Raw genomic sequence first — 19,430 nt, 5'->3', positions numbered from 1 at the left:
GTTTCTTTCTTTATATACGGTCTTTTTTAGGAAAAAACAGCCGCTTATTTCCCGTTTTCTTTCACATAGTCAGAGGATTGCGCGCCTGCTTGGCGACCAAAGACCATAATGTCGGCTACAGCATTGCCGCCGATTCGATTTTGTCCGTGGATACCGCCGGTCACTTCACCTGCTGCATACAAGCCAGTGATTGGTGTGCCATCTTCTTTCAATACTTGGGTCTTCGTATTGATTTTGACGCCGCCCATTGTGTGGTGGATCCCAGGTGCGATTTGAATCGCATAGAATGGCCCTTCCGTCAGATCATAGTCCATCGCCGTTTCACGACCGAAATCTTTGTCGGCTTTGTCTGCCACTGCTTGGTTCCATGTATCTAAGGTTTTCTTCAAGGTTGCTGGATCGACATCGATTTTTTCAGCTAAGGCTTCGATGGTGTCGGCTTCTACCACTACACCTTGTTCTTTGTAGTAATCGACTTGTTTGGCTCTGCCTGCTAACGCATTGTCAAAAATCAAGTAGGCATAGCTTTCTGGCAGATCTGTGATAGCAGCAGAAACATTGTCGCGGGTTTCTAATTCATTGTAGAAACGTTCTCCTTGTTGGTTCACCAAAATGGCGCCTTCTCCACGAACGGTTTCACTGATCAACATACCTGTATCTTGAACCACTGTTGGATGGACTTGGATTTGATCCATATCAACCGTTGCGCCGCCTAATTCTTCGATCATCTTGATGCCATCGCCTGTACTTCCTTCAGAAGTCGTGCTGACATAGCCTTTCAGATCTGGACGATATTTTTCGATCAGTTCTTTGTTGGAGCCAAAACCACCAGTAGTAACAACCACTGCATCACCAGCGATTTCTTTTTCTTCGCCATTGATTTTCACGTTGACGCCAGTGACTTTGCCGTCTGTTTCATTGATTTTTGTCACATCAGCATTTACAAATAAAGGAATTTCTTGCTCATGAATGTTTCTCAACAGGCCATCCACCAAATACGTACCGACTGCTGAACCGTCGTGAGGACGATGGATCCGTTTTACACTGGCACCGCCGCTGTAACTGATATTGTCTAAAGTGATCCCCATTGAATCCAACCAATCAATCGCTGAAGCAGAGTTGTCTACTAAATAATGCAGCAATTCTTGATCGTTGGTTCCTTTACCACCTTTAAGGGTATCTTCAAAAAATTGTTCATTCGAATCTTCAATGCCTTGGGCTTCTTGGAATTTGGTTTCTGATGCGTTCATTCCGCCAGAAGATTTCAAGGTATTTCCGCCTGCGATCGGCATTTTTTCTAAAATGACTGGATTCATTCCAGCATCTTTAGCCGACAAGGCTGCTGCCATCCCTGCACCGCCAGCACCAACGATGACGATATCATATTGATCTTTTAACTCTGCTGGATCGGTATACTCTTGTTGGGAAGCACCTGAAGTGACTTCACTTTCTGAAGAAGAGCTTGCCGCACTGCTGCTGGCTTTTGTACCGCCATCGGCACCACATGCACTAAGCAACAATAATGAGGCTGCCCCAATCACCCATTTTGACCATCCACTTTTTTTCATTTGTTTCCCTCCGTTTTTCTTGCTCTTTTCTCCTCACTGATCCCCGTCATATATGATAAGAAAAGAAGCATTTTTCTTGCGAACCCTGCTTAACTTGTTACTTTATTAACAATGGTAAACATCTTGCGATCGGACTATTTTTCTATTCGATAGCGATAAAAACATTGTTTAAGCAACGTTTCAACAGAGTTCTATTTTATTTAACCATTGTAACAAAAAAAGAAACTAAGTGTCTCGTAATAATTTGTGTATATTTTAACTATCCATTCTCATCTTTTTCTAATTTTATTGGAAAAAGATACTATATTTTCCTCGCTACTTTCTTCTATTCAAAGCTGCCACAAAGGTCCCGCTCATAGAATGACCGTTAAGTTCGCGGTCAAAAAGATATTGCCGCGATTGTTCTTTCACTGTTCTTTTCTCTTTGTCCTGCGCCTTCTTTTGTATAATAAAAGAAAAAGCAGAAATGGAGTGGCAAATGGAAAAATTGACCCGGATGTTCGAGCGAGTGATCAGTATCTGTATTGATAGCATGTTAGCGATCTTAGTCGTTGTCGTCTTGATTTTTATGGGAAAAGCGATTTTTATGATCAGCACGACGCTCTTTCCTTTAAGTGAAGCGCCCCACCTGTCCTTTTTGATTGAAGAAATTGCCACGTTATTCATTTTGTTAGAAATCATTTTGATGTTGCTGCGGTATATGAAGGACGGACACCATATTCCCGTCCGTTACTTGATTTTGATCAGTATTACTGCGATTTTGCGCGAGCTATTGTTGACGCAAGGCATGGCGAACGATGCCCTATTTTTTGCTCTAGCGATTTTTGTCTTGGTACTGGTCTTGCTAGTCCTGCAAAAAATCAATGCCTTCCAGCATGCCCAAGAAAAAGACCACTGAAACTAGCCCGTCGGATCAGTTGAGTTCAGTGGCTTTTTCGGGATCAGTTAGAGGAATACCAATATAAAAGGTGGTTCCTTTAGGCGTACTTGTAACATCGATCAACCAGTCGTTTTTTTCCACGATCGAAGAGACAGTAAAGAGTCCTAGACCAGTACCGCCAGTGGCACTCTTGGTCGTGAAGAAGCGGGTAAAGATTTTTTCTTGGATCGCTTCTGGTATGCCGGGACCGTTGTCGACGATTTCGATCAAAGCAAACTCCTGTTGTGCGGAGAAAGCTTGCTTACGAAACGGAAAGGTGGCGCTTTCTGTCGAAGTGCGACTCAATCGAATGCTGCAATCGGCATTTGCTTGGTACACATTCATCAACAAATTGTAAATAATGACTTGCAGATCGATCTTCTCGTAGACGGCATATCCTACTTCTTGGATATCATACGTAAGGGAAAAGGCTTTTGGCAACAGTGCGCGCATAGTATCGATGGCTTCTGTCAAGGTAGTAGTGATCGACTGCACAGTTTTATCGGCACTTTCGAGTTTCGAAAAACGTAGCACATTGCTGGATAACTCTTTGCCTTTTTCCGCCGCTTTGCAGACTTCTTGCAAGTCCTCCACTAAGACTTCATCGTGTTGGTTTTCCTCGATCAGCAATTGCAGATGACCAATCATTGGCGTCAAAAAGTTGTTAAGGTCATGGACGATTGAGGTCGTTAGCAAGCCAATGGTTTCCAGTTTTGATTCTTGCAAAATGTTTTTTTCGATTTCGTGCTTTTCTTTTAACAGCCGTTGTCGTTCTTTCAATGCTTGGTTTTCGACATAGGCTTGATTGCGTTTCATGTAGTTTTTGATCAGGACGGTCAATAAAATCATAATGACAAACAACAAACCCAGTAGGCCGATCAAAATCAAGTTGTCTTGTAAGAAGAGACCGCTTTGCTCCAAAAAATCGGCATTGCTAGCGACGATCAGCCGACTGTCGCCGATGGTGATCCATTGATAAGCAGCCAATTTCAGCACTTTTTGCAGTGTTTCTTCGTTCCACCAATAAGAATAATAGACGGAGGTGCCTTCTTCATTGTCGATTTGTTCTTGCTCCAAGCGCTCAAGATCGGTGAAATCCAGCTCTGGAAATTCTTTTTTGCGGCTCTCAACGATGGAAAAACCAATTTGTTCGTCCGATGGGTGCATAACGATCCGCATATCGGCGTTTTTGACCATCGTATAGCCGGAAACATTGCGATCGGTGGTAAATTCATGATGATACATGCGCTGCAGATTCAAAGGCATCACAAGAACCGCTTCTTTGTCGTCAAGGGTTAAGGACTGATACACATTTAAATAGGCCTGCTTGCCATCAAAATAGACTTGCCCATTTTGTACTTGTCGTCCTGCCAATACTTTGTCTAAGGATGGGTCTTTGAATAACAATTCTTGCACCGGCGGGTCTTCTGGTTTATTGACCGCCGTTACGGTATTTTGGGCGATGACCTGCCCCGTTTGGTCGATCAAAAACAATCCGACCATGGCATTGTTCGCGGAATTGATTACTGGTAACGTTAAGGGGCGCTGCAAATCAGCCAAGGCGGCGCCTTCGAGGTGGTCATCGGCATAATTGGTAAGAGCCATGTGGTACGATTCGATACTGCGACTAATCAGCTTGATCGCCGCTTGGTTGACCGTTTCCAACTGCCGCAACCCGACAGTTTCAGCTTGTCTTTGTGCGCTTTTATAACTTGTAAAGGTAAAAATAAGTCCAATCAATGTAATGAATAAGGTAGCGACCACACTTAAATACAGCCAAAACTTTGATGGCGGTTTCATTGTAAACCCCTTTCATATTTACTATAATACTATTGATACAGGAGGCGGATATTTTGCGAGATGAAAAAATTTTAATCGTTGATGATGACCCTGCCATTCGGCGGCTGATTTGGAAATCTTTACAGTCGACGGGTATTTTGATCTATCAGACCGATTCCGTTGAAAAAACGATTGCGATCAACTCTCGTGTCAGCTTTGATCTTTTTTTACTGGATATCAGTTTAGAGCATGAAAATGACGGCTATCATTTGGCACAACTGATTCGGGAAGAAAACCCCACGGTGCCGATCGTTTTTTTAAGCGGAAAAAGTGACGAAAAAGACATGATCAACGGCTATGAGATTGGCGCCGATCATTACATTACGAAGCCTTTTTCACCGGCACTCTTAAAAGCACAAATCGTTTCGATTCTTGATCGCCGCAACGTGCTGCGAGAAAAAGGGATCGCCAAACCGGAAGGCGATCTGTGCAGCGGCATGTTTCGTTTTGACCAAAAACGCTATCAGTTTTTCAAAAATGATCAGCCCATCAAGTTGTCTTCAAAAGAAATCATGCTGATGCGCTTTTTCATGGAAAATCCAGATCAAGTGTTCTCGAAAGAACAGATTTACAGCAATGTCTGGCAAGATGGCCAATTCGATGCCAATACCGTGATGGTTTTTATCAATCATCTGCGAAACAAAATTGAAGATGAGCCGAAGCACGCCCGCTTTTTAAAAACCGTTTGGGGGATCGGCTATACCTTTTTACCAGAAGGAGACGCCTTCTAGCTGCAAGAAATAAAGGGCCAAGGCTAAAAGATCCGCCGAGCCGCCGGGACTCAAATGGCGTGCGATCAATACTTGATCATAGATCGTTAATTCACGAAGCAAGTCTGTATCCGACAGATTGGCTTGGTGAATTTTTTGCATCTCCTGCTGCACGGTCTTCATCGCCTCGTAGCCGCCTCGGTGGACGAGGTTGCTGTCTTCGGTTTCACTCATTAGATAGACTAACCCGCGCAACAAGGAAACGGAGGTTTTTTGCGGTTGCTGCCGTAAGTACTCCAGCAGTTTTTTGACCGTTGGATACCCAGCAGCAGCTTCTCCACGAATCCCCATCGTGCCGTAGGTCAAATAATTTTTTTCTCCGTAAGACAATTGGTCTTTGTGGGTGATTTGCTGCAAGTCTTGCTTGACCAAATGCTGGCAGATATCAGCGGCAAGCTGCAGGATCTGATTGGTATCTTCAGCCGTCAGCTCCGCCTTGCCATTTTGTTGATAATAGACTCCTGTCGCCCCCAACAAAACTGCAAAGGAAAAATTTGCCCCTTTGTGGGTATTGATGCCTTTGGTTGCCTGAAACATCGCTTCTTCTGCTTCTTGACCGATGCCTCGTAACTGGTCAAATAGCTGGATCAGCGAGCCTGTATGGGCAAAGCCCGCTTGGCTATAGCGCTGAAAAAACGGCGCCAAACAAGTGCTACTGTTGATAAAGGTAAACACATTCATGTCCTGATGTGCACCAGATGAGCAAGGATCTACTAAACCAGGCTTGGGTGCTAACGCTACCTCATAAAGCAGCGCATTGACTGCATAGCTGCTGGCGGTAAAAAGACGGGAATCAGTCAATTTTTCTTCGCTCCATTTCAGCAAGAATAAATTGCAGGGAGTGATCCAAATGTTCATGGGTCAACAACGTGATCTGTTCCGTGTCATTGGTTCTCATGCCGCGATAAATCAGCCAATGTTCCGCCAATGCCGCATCCCTTCTTCTAGAAGAGCGAATCGCAATGTCACGAAAATACACGAGGTACGCTTGCAGATCTAGCACGATACTTTTTAACCGCAGCATTTGACTTTTTTCGTAAATAAACGCATTGAAGTCCGAAAAGTTTTTCAAGACCCCATCCACATCATCCTCACGATTCAGCTGTTCGCCATGTTCTAACAAGCAGCGCATCTCCTGGAAATCTTCCTCAGTCATCAAGTCCATCGCTTTGATAGTCGCCAACGTATCCAATGATTTACGGATATCGTAAATCTCATAAGCATCTTTAATACTGATCCCTTTTACGACGATGCCGATTTTTGGCACATGCTCCACCAGTTTTTCAGCCACGAGCTGAGTCATGGCGTAACGAATCGGAGTTCGGCTGATATTTAGCGTATCGGAAAATTCTTTCTCATTGATGCGAGAGCCTGCGGGAATATCTCCTAAAATGATGGTTTTTTTGAATGCTTCATAGATCAAATCTTTTAATGGTTTATTTTTGGTCAGATCCAGATTTTTATTTACTGCATCAATAATTGGATTCATGATTTACTCCTATCATACTAAAAACAAATGAGATTTTTGGGAAAAAATAAGTTTATCGATAAACAAGGAAAACTACCGAGCAAAATGGCAGCCTGCTCGATAGTTTCTGTATGAAATTACTGTGGAATATAAAACGGCATGTGACCTAATAGCACGATCGTAACGACGAAGATCACGAAAATCCCCAGTGCGTATTTCGCAGCTTCTTTTTGCCATTGCCCCATATCTAAGCCCGTCAAGCGCAACAGCAAGTAGATGAAGGCAACCAATGGACTTAGCAAGTGGAACGCTTGGCCCATTAAAGAGGCTAAGGCCATCTGCATATTGGTAAAACCATACGAACGACCTGCTTCTGCTAAGACTGGCAGGACCCCAAAGTAAAATCCGTCATTGGAAATAAAGAAGGTCCCAGGTGCAGAAATCAGGGCAATGACTAAGCCCCAGAAACCAGCCAATTGTTTAGGGATGATTTGCGTGAAGCTATTCGCCAAAGCCGTTGCCATCCCTGAGCCTTGGAACAAGCCCATGAAGACGCCTGCTGCAAAAACTAAAATTACGACTTGCACGGCGTCACCACCGTTGGCACCGATCCGTGACGACTGGTCTTTCAAGATTGGGTAGTTGACCATCAATGCGATACACGTACCTACTAGGAATAACAAGATTGGCGGTAAAGCGATACTAGAAATAAAGGAGCTTGCTACTAACCAGCCAATCAAGACGATCGTTAAGATACCGTTGAAGACAAAGTTTTTCGGACGGCGGATCGCTAATGTATCAGGATCAGTCACAGTTGTCATTTCTAAAATCTCATCATTCGTCAGCTCGGTAACTCCTAAACGTTTCCGTTCTTGGATCCCCATTCTGCGAGCTACGAAGAAAATCACATATAACAGAGACAAAATCATTCCTGGCAACAAATAAGAAAGAATATCCGCATCGACTTCCAGCACGGCCATTGCCCGAGCAGTTGGTCCGCCCCATGGCAACAAGTTCATGATGGTATTTTGCAAAATGATCAAGACACCAAGGTTCATCATTTTCATATTCAACTTCTTATAGATGGGAATAAACGCAGAACAACAGATCAAGGTCGTGGTCGTTCCATCACCGTTCAAAGAGACTGCAGCGGCAACGACTGCCGTTGCCATCAAGACTTTCATCGGATCGCCTTTAGCAAAATAAATCATTTTTTTCGTGATTGGATCAAACAATCCCGCATCCAACATAATGGAAAAGTACAAAATCGCAAACAGCAACATGATCCCTGTGTTGGCTGTGGTGGAGATTCCCTCAAGGACAAAATCACCGATATTGCCTTTTTCTGAAACACCAGCAACCATCGCAACGAGGGTAAATAGTAATGGGATAATTACTAAGGATGTAAAGGGTGACATTTTTTTCTTCATGATGACGAACATGAAGACAATAATCATAGCATAGGATAAAATCGTTAAGAACATTTTCTTCTTCCTTTCATGCATCGAAATGTGTAAGCGTTATCAAAAAACATTTTAAAAAAATTACAGGCCCGTAATTTGTTAGCGACAAGCGTCACTAGTTTGTGAATCTTTTTCTTTTCTTAAAGGAAATAATGTTATTGAATGCTTTACACGTCTAAGAATAAACAATCAAGAAATAGAAAAAAAGACCCGTTTTAAAAAAGAACAGCAAAAAAACAATTTCTCTTTTCAAATCTTATTTTTCGTTTAAAAAGTTCTTAATAGAATATTAACGCAATAAAAACCTTGATAAATCAACGTTTAATAAGGTTTTTCACTCTTTTTTCAAAAAAGGAACACTGAAAAAACAATTTTTAGCCGAAATAAATCTCGCTGATTGAACGGGAATTTCTATAATGAAAGGGAACGAATCATTGAGAAAGGAGAAACCCATGAATCTTATTAAAAGATTGTTCAAAAAAACGCATGATGAACCTGATGCGCCTGTCAGCTCCCCTTTGAAGCCCGAGGAAATGATAACGGATTCACCCGCGTCTGATTGGCAAGAAGTGTCGAGCTATCAGCCAGCGCCTGCAGAAGATTATCCATTAGTCAGTCTGATAGCCGCCGCACTAGGGGCTGAATGTTACCCTGAAAGTCAGTTTGTCATTCGAAGAATTGAGAAACGCAATCCTGAATTTAAGCGAGTCGCCCTGATTGCTGCCAGTATTGCCGCAGGAGAGCTGCCTGATTCTCAGTTCACAATCAAAAAAATAGCCAAAAAAAATGAAAACAAGTGAGGGAAAAACATGTTACGTAAATTTAAAATAGCGATCGATGGGCAAGAATACCTTGTCGAAATGGAAGAAATCGGTGCGCCGCAACCTACCGCTCCTGCCCCAGCAGCGCCAACACCGGCTCCCGCAGCGGTACCTGCTCAACCAGAGGCAGTCAGTACACCAGAACCAGAAGTAGCACCACAGCCAGCGCCAGCTACGCTTCTTGCTGATGGCGAGCCGATTCATTCTCCGATGCCGGGAACGATTTTACGTCTCTTGGTCAATGTAGGTGATACTGTACAAGAAAATCAGTCGTTGATGATTTTAGAAGCCATGAAGATGGAAAATGAGATCGTGGCACCAAAAGCAGGAACCGTGGTTGCCATTGCAGTCAATGCGGGCGACATGGTCAACCCAGGAGAACTGCTGATTACGATCGGCTAATTTATTGAAAAGGAAGTGACGTAGTGGAAACGTTAATTGAAGGTGTAGTCGGGTTAGGATCGGAGCCGGGACGGATCGTTATGATGTTCATCGGTGGTCTATTGATGTATTTGGGAATCAAGAAAGAATATGAACCAACCTTGTTAGTCCCTATGGGATTGGGCACGTTGTTAGTGAACTTCCCGAACTCAGGTGTGTTAAGTGCTGGCGGAGAAGCTGGCCCGTTCCAAGTATTGTTTGATATGGGGATCTCAACTGAATTGTTCCCCTTGCTTTTGTTTATCGGGATTGGCGCGATGATCGACTTTGGTCCCTTGCTGCAAAATCCATTTCTTTTGTTGTTTGGCGCTGCTGCGCAATTCGGGATCTTCTTTACGATCATCGTTGCCGTGTTGCTTGGTTTTGATTTAAACGACGCAGCTTCCATCGGGATCATCGGCGCTGCTGACGGTCCGACTTCGATTTTTGTCGCAAATACGCTGAACTCGAAATATATGGGTGCGATCATGGTAGCAGCTTACTCTTACATGGCGCTAGTACCGATCATTCAACCGGTTGCCATCAAAGCAGTGACGACCAAGCATGAACGAAAAATTCGTATGTCGTATCGTGCCGGTGAAGTTTCGCAAACGGCCAAAATTTTGTTCCCGATCGTGATTTCGATCGTAGCAGGGTTGATTGCGCCTGTTTCATTGCCATTGGTCGGATTTTTGATGTTTGGAAATCTCTTACGGGAATGTGGTGTTTTGGATCGTTTGTCCATCACTGCTCAAAACGAACTAGTGAATATCATTAGTATCCTCCTAGGTTTATCCATTTCTGTGAAAATGCAATATGAAGAATTCTTACAAGTCGATACATTGATGGTTATTGGTTTAGGGCTGGTTGCCTTCATTATGGACTCGGTCGGCGGCGTGTTGTTTGCGAAAGTGCTGAACTTGTTCCGTAAAGAAAAAATCAATCCAATGATCGGTGCCGCTGGTATCTCTGCGTTTCCAATGTCTAGTCGAGTCATCCAAAAAATGGCGACAGATGAAGATCCGCAAAACTTTATTTTGATGCATGCAGCCGGTGCCAACGTTTCAGGACAGATTGCTTCGGTCATCGCCGGTGGCTTACTGCTGGCACTGATTGCTTAGGTCACTAGAAAGGAGAGGAAAACTATGAGTCAAGATTTACTGACTTCATTTGAATTGTTGTTATTCGGTTGGGGCGGCGTCTTTGTCGTGATCCTGATCATCTACTTCGCATCCTTGCTTTTGTCGAAGCTCTTCCCAGTAAAAAAATAAAGAAGGCATTGTATGTATACCTTAAAAAGAATCTGGCTGCAAAAAGATCCGGAAGTCTTTTTGCAATGGCAAAAATTGATTACTCATGCTGGCTTAGCCGTTGGTGAAGAAGTAGCCTATACCGTCGGCATTTTTGACCAGCAAACCTTGATTGCTACTGCTTCTTGCTATGCCAATATCATCAAGTATGTGGTGGTCTGTGAAAAAAGACGCTCCGAACAGCTGTTGACGCAATTGATTTCGCACCTGAGCGATCATATCAAAGACGAAGGCTTCACCAAGTCCTTCGTCTATACAGCACCTAGAAACCGCCTGTTTTTTGAATCCCTCGGGTTTCGTGAAGTACTGGCAGCACAAGACATCTTGTTCATGGAACAAGGCGTTCCTTCTTTTGAAAGCTATGCCCAGCAACTGCAACGGCAGCGAATTGGACAAAACAACGGCGCAATCGTCATGAACGCTAATCCTTTTACCAAAGGCCATTTGTACTTAGTCGAAACGGCTGCGAGTCAAAAAGAACAGGTTTATGTGTTCGTTTTATCAGAAGACCGCTCGCAATTTTCTACCAGCGAACGGCTGCAGATGGTGACGGATGGTGTGGCTCATCTGCCAAATGTAACGGTGCTGCCGACCAACAACTATCTCGTCTCTTCGGCGGTCTTTCCCAGTTATTTCTTGAAAGAGCAAGCACCTGAGGCGATCGCCAAAAAACAAGCCGCCTTTGATGCAACCCTCTTCAAAGAAAAAATTGCCCCGCTGTTGGCGATCACTACGCGTTTTGTAGGCTCAGAGCCTTACTCGCCCGTGACCCAACTCTACAACGAGGCCATGGCTGCCGTTTTTTCACCCGAGCTTGAACTGATCGTGATCGACCGTCTGAAGATCAACCAATCAACCGTTTCGGCTACAAACGTTCGGAAAGCGATTGCAGAAAAAGATTTACTTTCCTTGCAGCAATTTTTACCAGAAACAACGTTCTCATTTTTAATGCAGCATAACTATATTTAGAGGTGATAATAAGTGGAAATCAAAAAAAGTGCGGTTGCTGGCTCTGTTGAATCCAGTGATATCTTGATCGCGATCGAGCCTACCACAACCCAAACCATCGAGCTGACCCTCGATAGCAGTGTAGAAAAACAATTCGGCAAACAAATTCGCGCCGTCATCCTTGAGACGCTGAACCATCTAGGCGTGACACAGGCCAAAATCACTGCCACCGATAAAGGCGCATTGGACTGTACCATCAAAGCCCGAACTCTGACCGCCGTTCATCGGGCCGCCGAACAAGAACAGTATGCTTGGAAGGAGATCGACACATGGAACGTTTAAGAAGAACGATGATGTTTGTACCAGGAGCCAATGCTGCCATGCTACGAGATGCACCATTGTATGGCGCCGATTCCGTTATGTTTGATTTAGAAGATGCGGTCTCCTTGAATGAAAAAGACTCCGCTCGGACACTGGTGCATTTTGCCTTAAAAACCTTTGACTATTCTGCCATCGAAACCGTCGTACGCATCAACGGCCTCGACACGGTGGGTGCCCTTGATATCGAAGCGATGGTCCTAGCGGGGGTCAACGTCATTCGTCTACCGAAAACTGAAACCGCCCAAGACATCATTGACGTTGCCGCTGTGATCACACAAGTAGAAGAAGAAAATGATCTGCCTGTAGGAACCACCAAAATGATGGCTGCCATCGAGTCTGCCGAAGGCGTTTTAAATGCCCGAGACATCGCTACAGCTTCCGATCGTTTGATCGGGATCGCTTTAGGGGCAGAAGATTATGTCACCAATATGAAGACTCGTCGCTACCCAGATGGGCAAGAATTGTTGTTTGCCCGCAGTATGATCTTGCATGCAGCTAGAGCTGCAGGGATCGCCGCCATCGATACCGTCTTTTCTGATATCAATGACACAGATGGCTTTATCGCTGAAACGACTCGCATCAAGCAGCTTGGTTTTGACGGAAAATCAGTGATCAATCCACGGCAGATTCCCCTAGTCAATGGGATCTATGCGCCTTCAAAAGCCGAGATCCAACAGGCCAAAGAAGTGATCTGGGCCATTCGCGAAGCCGAAAGCAAAGGCTCTGGTGTGATCTCCTTGAATGGCAAAATGGTCGATAAACCAATCGTTGAGCGAGCGGAACGCGTGATCGCCCTTGCCAAAGCAGCGAAATTGATTACCGAGGAGGAAGTGTAATTATGGTGTTAAACAAAGCAGGAAAAGACATCCCTGAATGCTATGCCAACCAATACGGGGTCTTTGAAAATGAAACGGCCAATATCCATGCCTACAAAGAAGCGAGTCGCAAGATCGAGCCAGTCCTGCCAGGCAAAAGCAAGGTCTTAGGCAGCATCCGTGAAGCCATTGAAAAAACAGGGCTAACGGACGGCATGACGATCTCCTTCCACCATCATTTTCGCGAAGGGGACTTTATCATGAATCTCGTTTTGGACGAGATCGCAAAAATGGGCATCAAGAATCTTGCGATTGCCCCTAGTTCCATCGCGAATGTCCATGAACCATTGATCGGACATATCAAATCTGGGGTCGTGACCAATATCACCTCTAGCGGTCTGCGGGACAAAGTCGGTGCCGCAATCTCCGAAGGCATTATGGATGCCCCAGTCATTATCCGTTCTCATGGCGGTCGGGCTCGTGCGATTGCCGCCGGCGATATCCACATCGATGTCGCTTTCTTAGGAGCGCCTAGCTCAGATGCGTATGGCAATGCCAATGGTACCGTCGGAAAAGCAACCTGCGGCTCATTGGGCTATGCAATGGTCGATGCAAAATACGCCGACCAAGTCGTGATCATCACCGACACTCTGGTGCCGTTTCCAAATACCCCAATCAGCATTCCCCAAACGGATGTCGATTATGTTGTGGAAGTCGACGCCATCGGTGATCCTGCAGGGATCGCAAAAGGCGCGACCCGCTTTACCAAAAATCCAAAAGAATTGCTGATTGCTGAGTATGCAGCCAAGGTCATCACCAGCTCGCCTTACTACCAACATGGCTTCTCCTTCCAAACTGGAACGGGCGGTGCCGCATTAGCCGTTTCTCGTTTTTTACGCGAAGCAATGATCCAAGATGAGATCAAAGCCAGCTTTGCCCTTGGCGGCATCACCAATGCCATGGTGGAACTGTTAGAAGAAGGATTAGTGGAAAAACTGATCGATGTCCAAGACTTTGATCACCCTTCCGCACAATCGCTAGGAAAAAACGCCAATCATTACGAGATCGATGCCAATATGTATGCCTCACCGTTAAGCAAAGGGGCGTTTATCAATCAATTGGATACCGCCATTCTTTCCGCACTGGAAGTCGACACGGATTTCAACATCAATGTCATCACCGGTTCTGACGGTGTGATCCGCGGTGCTTCTGGCGGACACTCAGATACCAGTATGGCGTGCAAAATGAGCTTAGTGATCGCTCCTCTCGTGCGGGGACGGATCCCAACGATCGTCGATACCGTCAACACGATCGTCACGCCAGGCGCCAGCATTGATGTTGTCGTCACGGAAATCGGGATCGCCATCAATCCTGCTCGCGAAGACTTGATCAGCCATTTTGAAGCATTGGATATTCCCCAATACACCATTGAAGAATTAAAAGAAAAAGCCTACAGCATTGTCGGTCAACCCGAACCAATCAAGTACGGGGAAAAAACCGTCGCTTTGATCGAATACCGCGATGGCACGATCATTGATGTGGTCAAAAATGTCTGATGCCCTATTTTCAGGAACCCCTGTGACGCTAACCGACATGCTGCAGGCGCGAGAAAATAGAAGCTCCCTTCAACGGGAGCTTCTCGCTGCGGATGAAAAAGCGGCATTGCTTGTTGCCACCATGAATATTCCTGGTCCCGTGAAAAATTCTGCCCCATTGACCGCAGTTTTTGAAGAACTCATTACGGAAATCGAAGAGGCCGTTAAGGAACTGATTCCACTGGCAAACCTCTACCGCAGCTTGGAGACCGGACCAGAATATTATCTCGTACTGCCCACAGATCCTTATGAACTAAAACGAATGATGGTTCAGATTGAGACCAATCATCCTTACGGCCGGTTGGTGGATCTTGATGTCTTAACCAAAACCCAAGACCAGCTTTTACCTATCAGCCGCACCGAAATTGGACTGCCTGCAAGAAGCTGCTACGTCTGTGAGCAAGACGCCAAAGTTTGTGGCCGTTCTAGAACTCATAGCATAGCAGACATGCAGCAGCAGATCCGTAAAATCATTCAGGAAAGAGTGAAAGAATGAAAAAAATCCAATTTACCGAAACCGTCTTGCGGGACGGCCAACAAAGTCTGATCGCCACGCGAATGCCTACCAGCGATATGCTGCCGATTCTAAAAACCATGGACCAAGCAGGCTATCATGCCCTGGAAATGTGGGGCGGCGCGACCTTCGATGCTTGCCTGCGTTTTTTAAATGAAGACCCATGGGAAAGATTGCGGGCGATCCGCAAAGAAGTGAAAAAGACCAAACTGCAAATGCTCTTACGGGGACAAAATCTCTTAGGCTACAAAAACTATGCCGATGACGTCGTTGCTGACTTTGTGACCAAATCGGTCGAAAACGGCATCGACATTCTTCGTTTGTTTGATGCTTTAAATGATGTCCGCAATTTGGAAACTGCCATCCGTGCCACAAAAGCAGCGGGTGGACACTGTCAAACGGCGATCTCTTATACTACTAGCCAGATCCATACCGTGGATTACTTCGTTGACCTTGCCAACAGAATGGCAGACCTCGGCGCAGATTCTATCTGTATCAAAGATATGGCAGGCGTTTTGACGCCGCAAACCGGCTACGAGTTGGTCAGCCGAATCAAAGACGCGGTCGATCTGCCGCTGGAAGTCCATACCCATGCCACCAGCGGCATTGCTGAGATGACTTACTTGAAAGTTGCGGAAGCTGGCGCAGACATCATTGATACTGCCATCTCCTCTTTTGCTGGCGGCACCAGTCAGCCAGCGACCGAATCTGTGGCGATCGCCTTAGAAGATTGCGGCTTTGCTACTGGACTTGATTTGCAGAAAGTCGCTGAGATTGCAGAACATTTCAATCCCGTTCGTGATCGTTTCCGTGAAGAAGGGCTGCTGAATCCGAAAGTCAAAGACATCGAACCCAAAACCTTGATCTATCAAGTACCTGGCGGCATGTTGTCGAACCTACTCAGCCAATTGACGGAACAAGGATTGCAAGACAAGTATGAAGAAGTCCTAGCAGAGGTACCAAAAGTCAGAGCGGACTTGGGTTATCCACCGCTAGTGACCCCATTGTCGCAAATGGTCGGCACTCAAGCCTTGATGAATGTAATTTCAGGAGAACGCTACAAACTTGTCCCAAGTGAGATAAAAGATTACGTCAAAGGACTTTATGGACAATCGCCAGCACCCATCAGCGACGAAATCAAAGAAACAATTATCGGAGATGCTGAAGTGATCACTGCCAGACCAGCTGATCTACTGGCACCGCAATTGCCAGCCTTCAAGGAAGAAATCGCTGAGTATGCCAAAAGCGAAGAAGACGTGCTGATGTACGCCCTCTTCCCTCAGCAAGCCCAAGACTTTTTAGGCCGACGAGAAGATCCCTTTTATGATGTCCCCGTACAGACAGTGTCTGTGAGGATTGCGGTGGATTAACAATGAAACCAGAAATAGAGAAAACAACTTAAAGTGCCCCTCACAAATTCGCTTGCTTTAGCAAATTTGTGAGGGGTATTACCATCTATAGGCTGTTTCTTCTTTTTTACTAATCAGCAGTGCAAAAATACGTACGCCACGGCCACTCCACCAATAAGCTTGCATTAATCGCTTCTCGCTCACGTATTTTGGGCAGCTGAGAAGCCAGGATTGTGCTTCTTCTCCATCCATTCTATAATCAGCTAAAAGAAGCGTTTTAAAGGAGGCTCTAGCCATGCAACGATACATCGCTTTATTAAGAGGCATCAATGTCGGTGGAAAGAACAAAATTTCTATGAAAGAATTGAAAGCCGGTTTTGAAGAACTGGGGTTTAGAGATGTGGTCACGTATTTGAATAGCGGCAATGTGATTTTTTCCAGTGAAGGGTATGATCCACAAGCCCTTGCCGAAATGATTAAAGCAATGATCAAACGGTACTTTTCCTTTGATATCGCTATTTATATCATTGGCCAAACAGATCTGCAGGAACGCTTGGCCCATAGACCTGACTGGTCAGGAACGGAAGATAAAACCATCTATGACAACCTGATCTTTTTGATGCCTTCACTGACCTACGAGGTGTTATCTGAAAAACTCGGGGCTCCAAATGCCGACCTTGAACAGGTTTTCCCTTACAAAGACGTCGTTTTCTGGTCCTACATCCGCAAAGACTATCAAAAAACCAATTGGTGGAAAAAAACAGCCAGTACCAGCGTCGGCAAACAGATTACGATTCGGACTATCAACACCGTGCGGAAGATTGCGAAGATGTGAGGAATAGCAAGCCTTCTAATAATTATAAAACCCGTCAGGTAGACTCTTCTGACGGGTTTCTTATAACATTCTAATGTCTCATTAGCTCTCGTTACTACTATTCGTGACGCACTTTAACTGACGTTAAGTTTCTACGCAATCATCCCAACTAGAAGCAATAAACTACCGAGAATAATAGATTTTCACATCGTGTCTTTCTATAATGAATATCTGTGATAAAACAAAAACCAAGCACTAAGAAGTAATTTTGAGGCAGCTAGACAACAATATAACTGAAGACGAGAACGAAAGAAAAAATTCTTATTTGCGACATTCGATTACGCAAAAAATATATATGAACATCTATTATTAGCCATCCTTTTTTCTAGCTCTCATTTTAGTTAACCTTTTTATCTATCCTAACTGCTATAAAAACTCTCTCACACGTTCTTTAACATGCTGCTATTGTTCCAACTTCTTTATTGCTAAAGCTAAGCAGCCGATCAAACCTGCATCGTCAGCAAGCATTGGAGTTAGTAGGTATTCTTCGAGAGTGGGCGTATCCACGTAGGAACCCATTTTTTCTTTAAACGCTTGGCGAATCAACTCGAGTAGTTGCGGCTGTTTCATTACACCCCCGCCTAAAATTATTACTTCCGGTGCATATAGTAACGTTGTATTATACACACACTGAGCAAGATAATCTGCCTCAATCGTCCAATAAGGATGATCAAATGAAATGGTCTGGGCTTTTCTTCCAAAGCGTTTTTCAATCGCGGGGCCTGAGGCTAACCCTTCCAAACAATCATGATGAAAAGGACAGATTCCTTCAAATTGATCTTCATTATGACGTTGTAAGAGCATATGTCCCATTTCAGGATGACTGAAACCTGTGACTATTTTTCCATCGACTACAGCACCACCACCAACACCAGTACCAACGGTGTAATAAAGAACACTATTTTTACCTTTTCCATACCCTGCCATATATTCTCCATAACAAGCAGCATTTACATCGGTAGTCCAATAGATGGGAACCGACAAGGCGTTTTCCAAAGCTCCTACAAAATGATAATTTTGCCAAGCTACCTTCGGAGTGTTGGTGATATATCCGTAAGTTCTTGATTCGATTTGAATATCAATTGGCCCAAATGCTCCTACACCAATTGATGCGATATTTCCTTTGTACTTATCAAAGAAATCAAACACTTGCTTCATCGTTTCTTCTGGTGTTGTGGTAGGAAAACTTTTCCGTTCTATCACTTGTAATTGTTCATTACCAATCCCACAGACAAACTTTGTTCCACCAGCTTCAATTCCACCATATAACATTTTATCTACACCTTTCATTCACTTATCTTCAAAAAAAGAAACGTATTTGCACTAAGCAAAATCGTTTCTCACTAAAGGTTTCGTTGTGCCACCTTCGCCAAATTCAATCGGCAATACGGTACGTTTTTCTACTGTCTCTCCATTAATGACAGCAATTAATTTTGCCACTGCCACTTCCGCCATTTGCTTTGTAGGTTGGGCAATTGTTGAGACGAGATAAGGGTCTCCTTCTGTCATCTTTTGACCATCAAATCCGATAACTTGGACATCCTCTGGTACGTTTTTCCCTATTTTTTCAAGCATACCAATGACAGCTAATGCCATCGGATCGTTGATCGTAAAAATCCCATCGATATCAGGATTCTCTAACAAAAAATTTGTTACACGTTCTGAGAGATGGTCTAAAGGTTCTAACATATCTAACGCTTTATAGGAAATCCCCAGTTGACGGCACTCGATCTCAAAATATTTTCGACGACTCTTCGTTTCATTCGGTGTTTCTTGGTACCCACCGATATATGCTACATTCTGACATCCTCGGCGATAAAGTTCATTTGCAGCCAAACGTCCACCGGCCGCATTGTCAGCGGTCACATAAATCACCTCTTCAGTGAAATAACGGTCAATACTAACAAAAGGCAGATTACTCGAAATGTATTCATCGATATCTGAATAAGTAATTCCAATGATGCCGTCTACTTTATTTTGGCTGACCATCTGGATATATTCTTGTTCTTTTTCACTATTCCCACTGGAGTTACACAAATAAAGCTTGTAGTTTTGTCTTTCTAATGCTGTTTCTACATGGTAGGCAAATTCGCCAAAAAATGGATGCCATACAGTGGGTAGAATCAAAGCAACCGTATTCGTATGCTTCATCTTTAACCCCCGGGCATAAAAATCTGGTTGATAGTTTAACTCTGTCATTGCTGCTTCAACTTTTTCTCTAGTAGAAGCTTTAACAGAGCCGTTATTCAATACCCGGGAAACAGTTCCTACTCCGACACCTGCTAATTTTGCGACATCTTTCATTGTTGCTTTCATAGTTGATCCCTCACATTTCTGCACAAGTTTAGTATAATGAATTTTGTCATAAATTACTAA

At 44.4% G+C, this 19,430-nt stretch carries 21 protein-coding genes; 13 read left to right on the top strand and 8 right to left on the bottom strand.

The genetic code is table 11. The annotated features are described in order from the left end of the window. Positions 1-44: 44 nt before the first annotated feature. Positions 45-1,568, bottom strand: coding sequence for a flavocytochrome c (locus P0G38_RS00830; protein ID WP_005233089.1), 1,524 nt, complete (start codon positions 1,566-1,568; stop codon positions 45-47). A gap of 478 nt (positions 1,569-2,046) precedes the next feature. Between P0G38_RS00830 and P0G38_RS00825 the strand changes: the two genes are divergently transcribed. Beyond that, positions 2,047-2,466, top strand: a complete 420-nt coding sequence (locus P0G38_RS00825) for a phosphate-starvation-inducible PsiE family protein (RefSeq protein WP_008381850.1) — start codon at positions 2,047-2,049, stop codon at positions 2,464-2,466. A 15-nt stretch (positions 2,467-2,481) separates the two neighbouring features. Here the strand turns inward: P0G38_RS00825 and P0G38_RS00820 are convergent, their stop codons facing one another. Beyond that, positions 2,482-4,287: an ATP-binding protein gene (locus tag P0G38_RS00820; protein ID WP_074536239.1), complete on the bottom strand. Its 1,806-nt coding sequence runs from the start codon at positions 4,285-4,287 to the stop codon at positions 2,482-2,484. Between the two features lie 53 nt (positions 4,288-4,340). On the opposite strand from P0G38_RS00820, the gene P0G38_RS00815 reads away from it, so the two are divergent. Further along, complete coding sequence (locus P0G38_RS00815) at positions 4,341-5,057, top strand: response regulator transcription factor (RefSeq protein ID WP_005230498.1); 717 nt, start codon at positions 4,341-4,343, stop codon at positions 5,055-5,057. On the opposite strand, the gene citG is transcribed toward P0G38_RS00815, so the two are convergent. From citG to P0G38_RS00800, 3 genes are all read right to left on the bottom strand, one after another. Beyond that, positions 5,034-5,897, bottom strand: coding sequence for a triphosphoribosyl-dephospho-CoA synthase CitG (gene citG, locus P0G38_RS00810; RefSeq protein ID WP_254777456.1), 864 nt, complete (start codon positions 5,895-5,897; stop codon positions 5,034-5,036). The genes P0G38_RS00815 and citG overlap by 24 nt on opposite strands. Continuing rightward, entirely contained in the window at positions 5,890-6,585 is a 696-nt protein-coding gene (locus tag P0G38_RS00805) for a GntR family transcriptional regulator (protein ID WP_005230494.1), read from the bottom strand. The genes citG and P0G38_RS00805 overlap by 8 nt, the downstream gene beginning before the upstream one ends. 116 nt (positions 6,586-6,701) lie before the next feature. Then, complete coding sequence (locus P0G38_RS00800) at positions 6,702-8,048, bottom strand: CitMHS family transporter (RefSeq protein ID WP_034872423.1); 1,347 nt, start codon at positions 8,046-8,048, stop codon at positions 6,702-6,704. Positions 8,049-8,479: 431 nt separating this feature from the next. On the opposite strand from P0G38_RS00800, the gene P0G38_RS00795 reads away from it, so the two are divergent. Genes P0G38_RS00795 through P0G38_RS00750 form a run of 10 tightly spaced genes read left to right on the top strand, consistent with a single transcriptional unit; the run spans position 8,480 to position 16,201 of the window. Continuing rightward, entirely contained in the window at positions 8,480-8,827 is a 348-nt protein-coding gene (locus P0G38_RS00795) for a hypothetical protein (protein ID WP_275853654.1), read from the top strand. Positions 8,828-8,836: 9 nt separating this feature from the next. Next, on the top strand, positions 8,837-9,250 hold the full coding sequence (locus P0G38_RS00790; RefSeq protein WP_275853652.1) for an acetyl-CoA carboxylase biotin carboxyl carrier protein subunit: 414 nt from the start codon (positions 8,837-8,839) through the stop codon (positions 9,248-9,250). 23 nt (positions 9,251-9,273) lie between these two features. Then, on the top strand, positions 9,274-10,389 hold the full coding sequence (locus P0G38_RS00785) for a sodium ion-translocating decarboxylase subunit beta (RefSeq protein WP_005230469.1): 1,116 nt from the start codon (positions 9,274-9,276) through the stop codon (positions 10,387-10,389). A 24-nt stretch (positions 10,390-10,413) separates the two neighbouring features. Continuing rightward, entirely contained in the window at positions 10,414-10,539 is a 126-nt protein-coding gene (locus P0G38_RS00780) for an OadG-related small transporter subunit (RefSeq protein ID WP_008381833.1), read from the top strand. 12 nt (positions 10,540-10,551) lie between these two features. Then, on the top strand, positions 10,552-11,547 hold the full coding sequence (citC, locus tag P0G38_RS00775; RefSeq protein ID WP_275853649.1) for a [citrate (pro-3S)-lyase] ligase: 996 nt from the start codon (positions 10,552-10,554) through the stop codon (positions 11,545-11,547). A gap of 12 nt (positions 11,548-11,559) precedes the next feature. Further along, positions 11,560-11,868, top strand: a complete 309-nt coding sequence (citD, locus tag P0G38_RS00770; protein ID WP_005230465.1) for a citrate lyase acyl carrier protein — start codon at positions 11,560-11,562, stop codon at positions 11,866-11,868. Further along, positions 11,856-12,743 (top strand): citrate (pro-3S)-lyase subunit beta, encoded by an 888-nt coding sequence (gene citE / locus P0G38_RS00765; RefSeq protein ID WP_005230463.1) that lies wholly within the window; start codon positions 11,856-11,858, stop codon positions 12,741-12,743. The genes citD and citE overlap by 13 nt, the downstream gene beginning before the upstream one ends. Positions 12,744-12,745: 2 nt before the next feature. Next, positions 12,746-14,278, top strand: coding sequence for a citrate lyase subunit alpha (gene citF / locus P0G38_RS00760; RefSeq protein ID WP_275853646.1), 1,533 nt, complete (start codon positions 12,746-12,748; stop codon positions 14,276-14,278). Continuing rightward, positions 14,271-14,813: a citrate lyase holo-[acyl-carrier protein] synthase gene (citX, locus tag P0G38_RS00755; protein ID WP_275853644.1), complete on the top strand. Its 543-nt coding sequence runs from the start codon at positions 14,271-14,273 to the stop codon at positions 14,811-14,813. Before citF ends, citX begins: the two co-directional genes overlap by 8 nt. Further along, positions 14,810-16,201 carry an oxaloacetate decarboxylase subunit alpha gene (locus P0G38_RS00750; RefSeq protein WP_275853642.1) on the top strand — a complete coding sequence of 464 codons (1,392 nt, stop codon included), beginning with the start codon at positions 14,810-14,812 and terminating at the stop codon, positions 16,199-16,201. The genes citX and P0G38_RS00750 overlap by 4 nt, the downstream gene beginning before the upstream one ends. 78 nt (positions 16,202-16,279) lie before the next feature. On the opposite strand, the gene P0G38_RS00745 is transcribed toward P0G38_RS00750, so the two are convergent. Beyond that, positions 16,280-16,432 carry a hypothetical protein gene (locus P0G38_RS00745; RefSeq protein ID WP_260459609.1) on the bottom strand — a complete coding sequence of 51 codons (153 nt, stop codon included), beginning with the start codon at positions 16,430-16,432 and terminating at the stop codon, positions 16,280-16,282. A 43-nt stretch (positions 16,433-16,475) separates the two neighbouring features. On the opposite strand from P0G38_RS00745, the gene P0G38_RS00740 reads away from it, so the two are divergent. Beyond that, positions 16,476-17,015 carry a DUF1697 domain-containing protein gene (locus P0G38_RS00740; RefSeq protein ID WP_086291487.1) on the top strand — a complete coding sequence of 180 codons (540 nt, stop codon included), beginning with the start codon at positions 16,476-16,478 and terminating at the stop codon, positions 17,013-17,015. A 441-nt stretch (positions 17,016-17,456) separates the two neighbouring features. Here the strand turns inward: P0G38_RS00740 and P0G38_RS00735 are convergent, their stop codons facing one another. Next, entirely contained in the window at positions 17,457-18,326 is an 870-nt protein-coding gene (locus P0G38_RS00735; protein ID WP_275855201.1) for an ROK family protein, read from the bottom strand. 51 nt (positions 18,327-18,377) lie between these two features. Next, positions 18,378-19,370: a LacI family DNA-binding transcriptional regulator gene (locus P0G38_RS00730; RefSeq protein ID WP_002323463.1), complete on the bottom strand. Its 993-nt coding sequence runs from the start codon at positions 19,368-19,370 to the stop codon at positions 18,378-18,380. Between the last annotated feature and the right edge of the window lie 60 nt (positions 19,371-19,430).

The sequence above is a fragment of the Enterococcus casseliflavus genome, from assembly GCF_029215545.1.
Lineage (GTDB): Bacteria > Bacillota > Bacilli > Lactobacillales > Enterococcaceae > Enterococcus_D > Enterococcus_D casseliflavus.
This window is presented reverse-complemented; position numbering and strand designations above follow the sequence as displayed.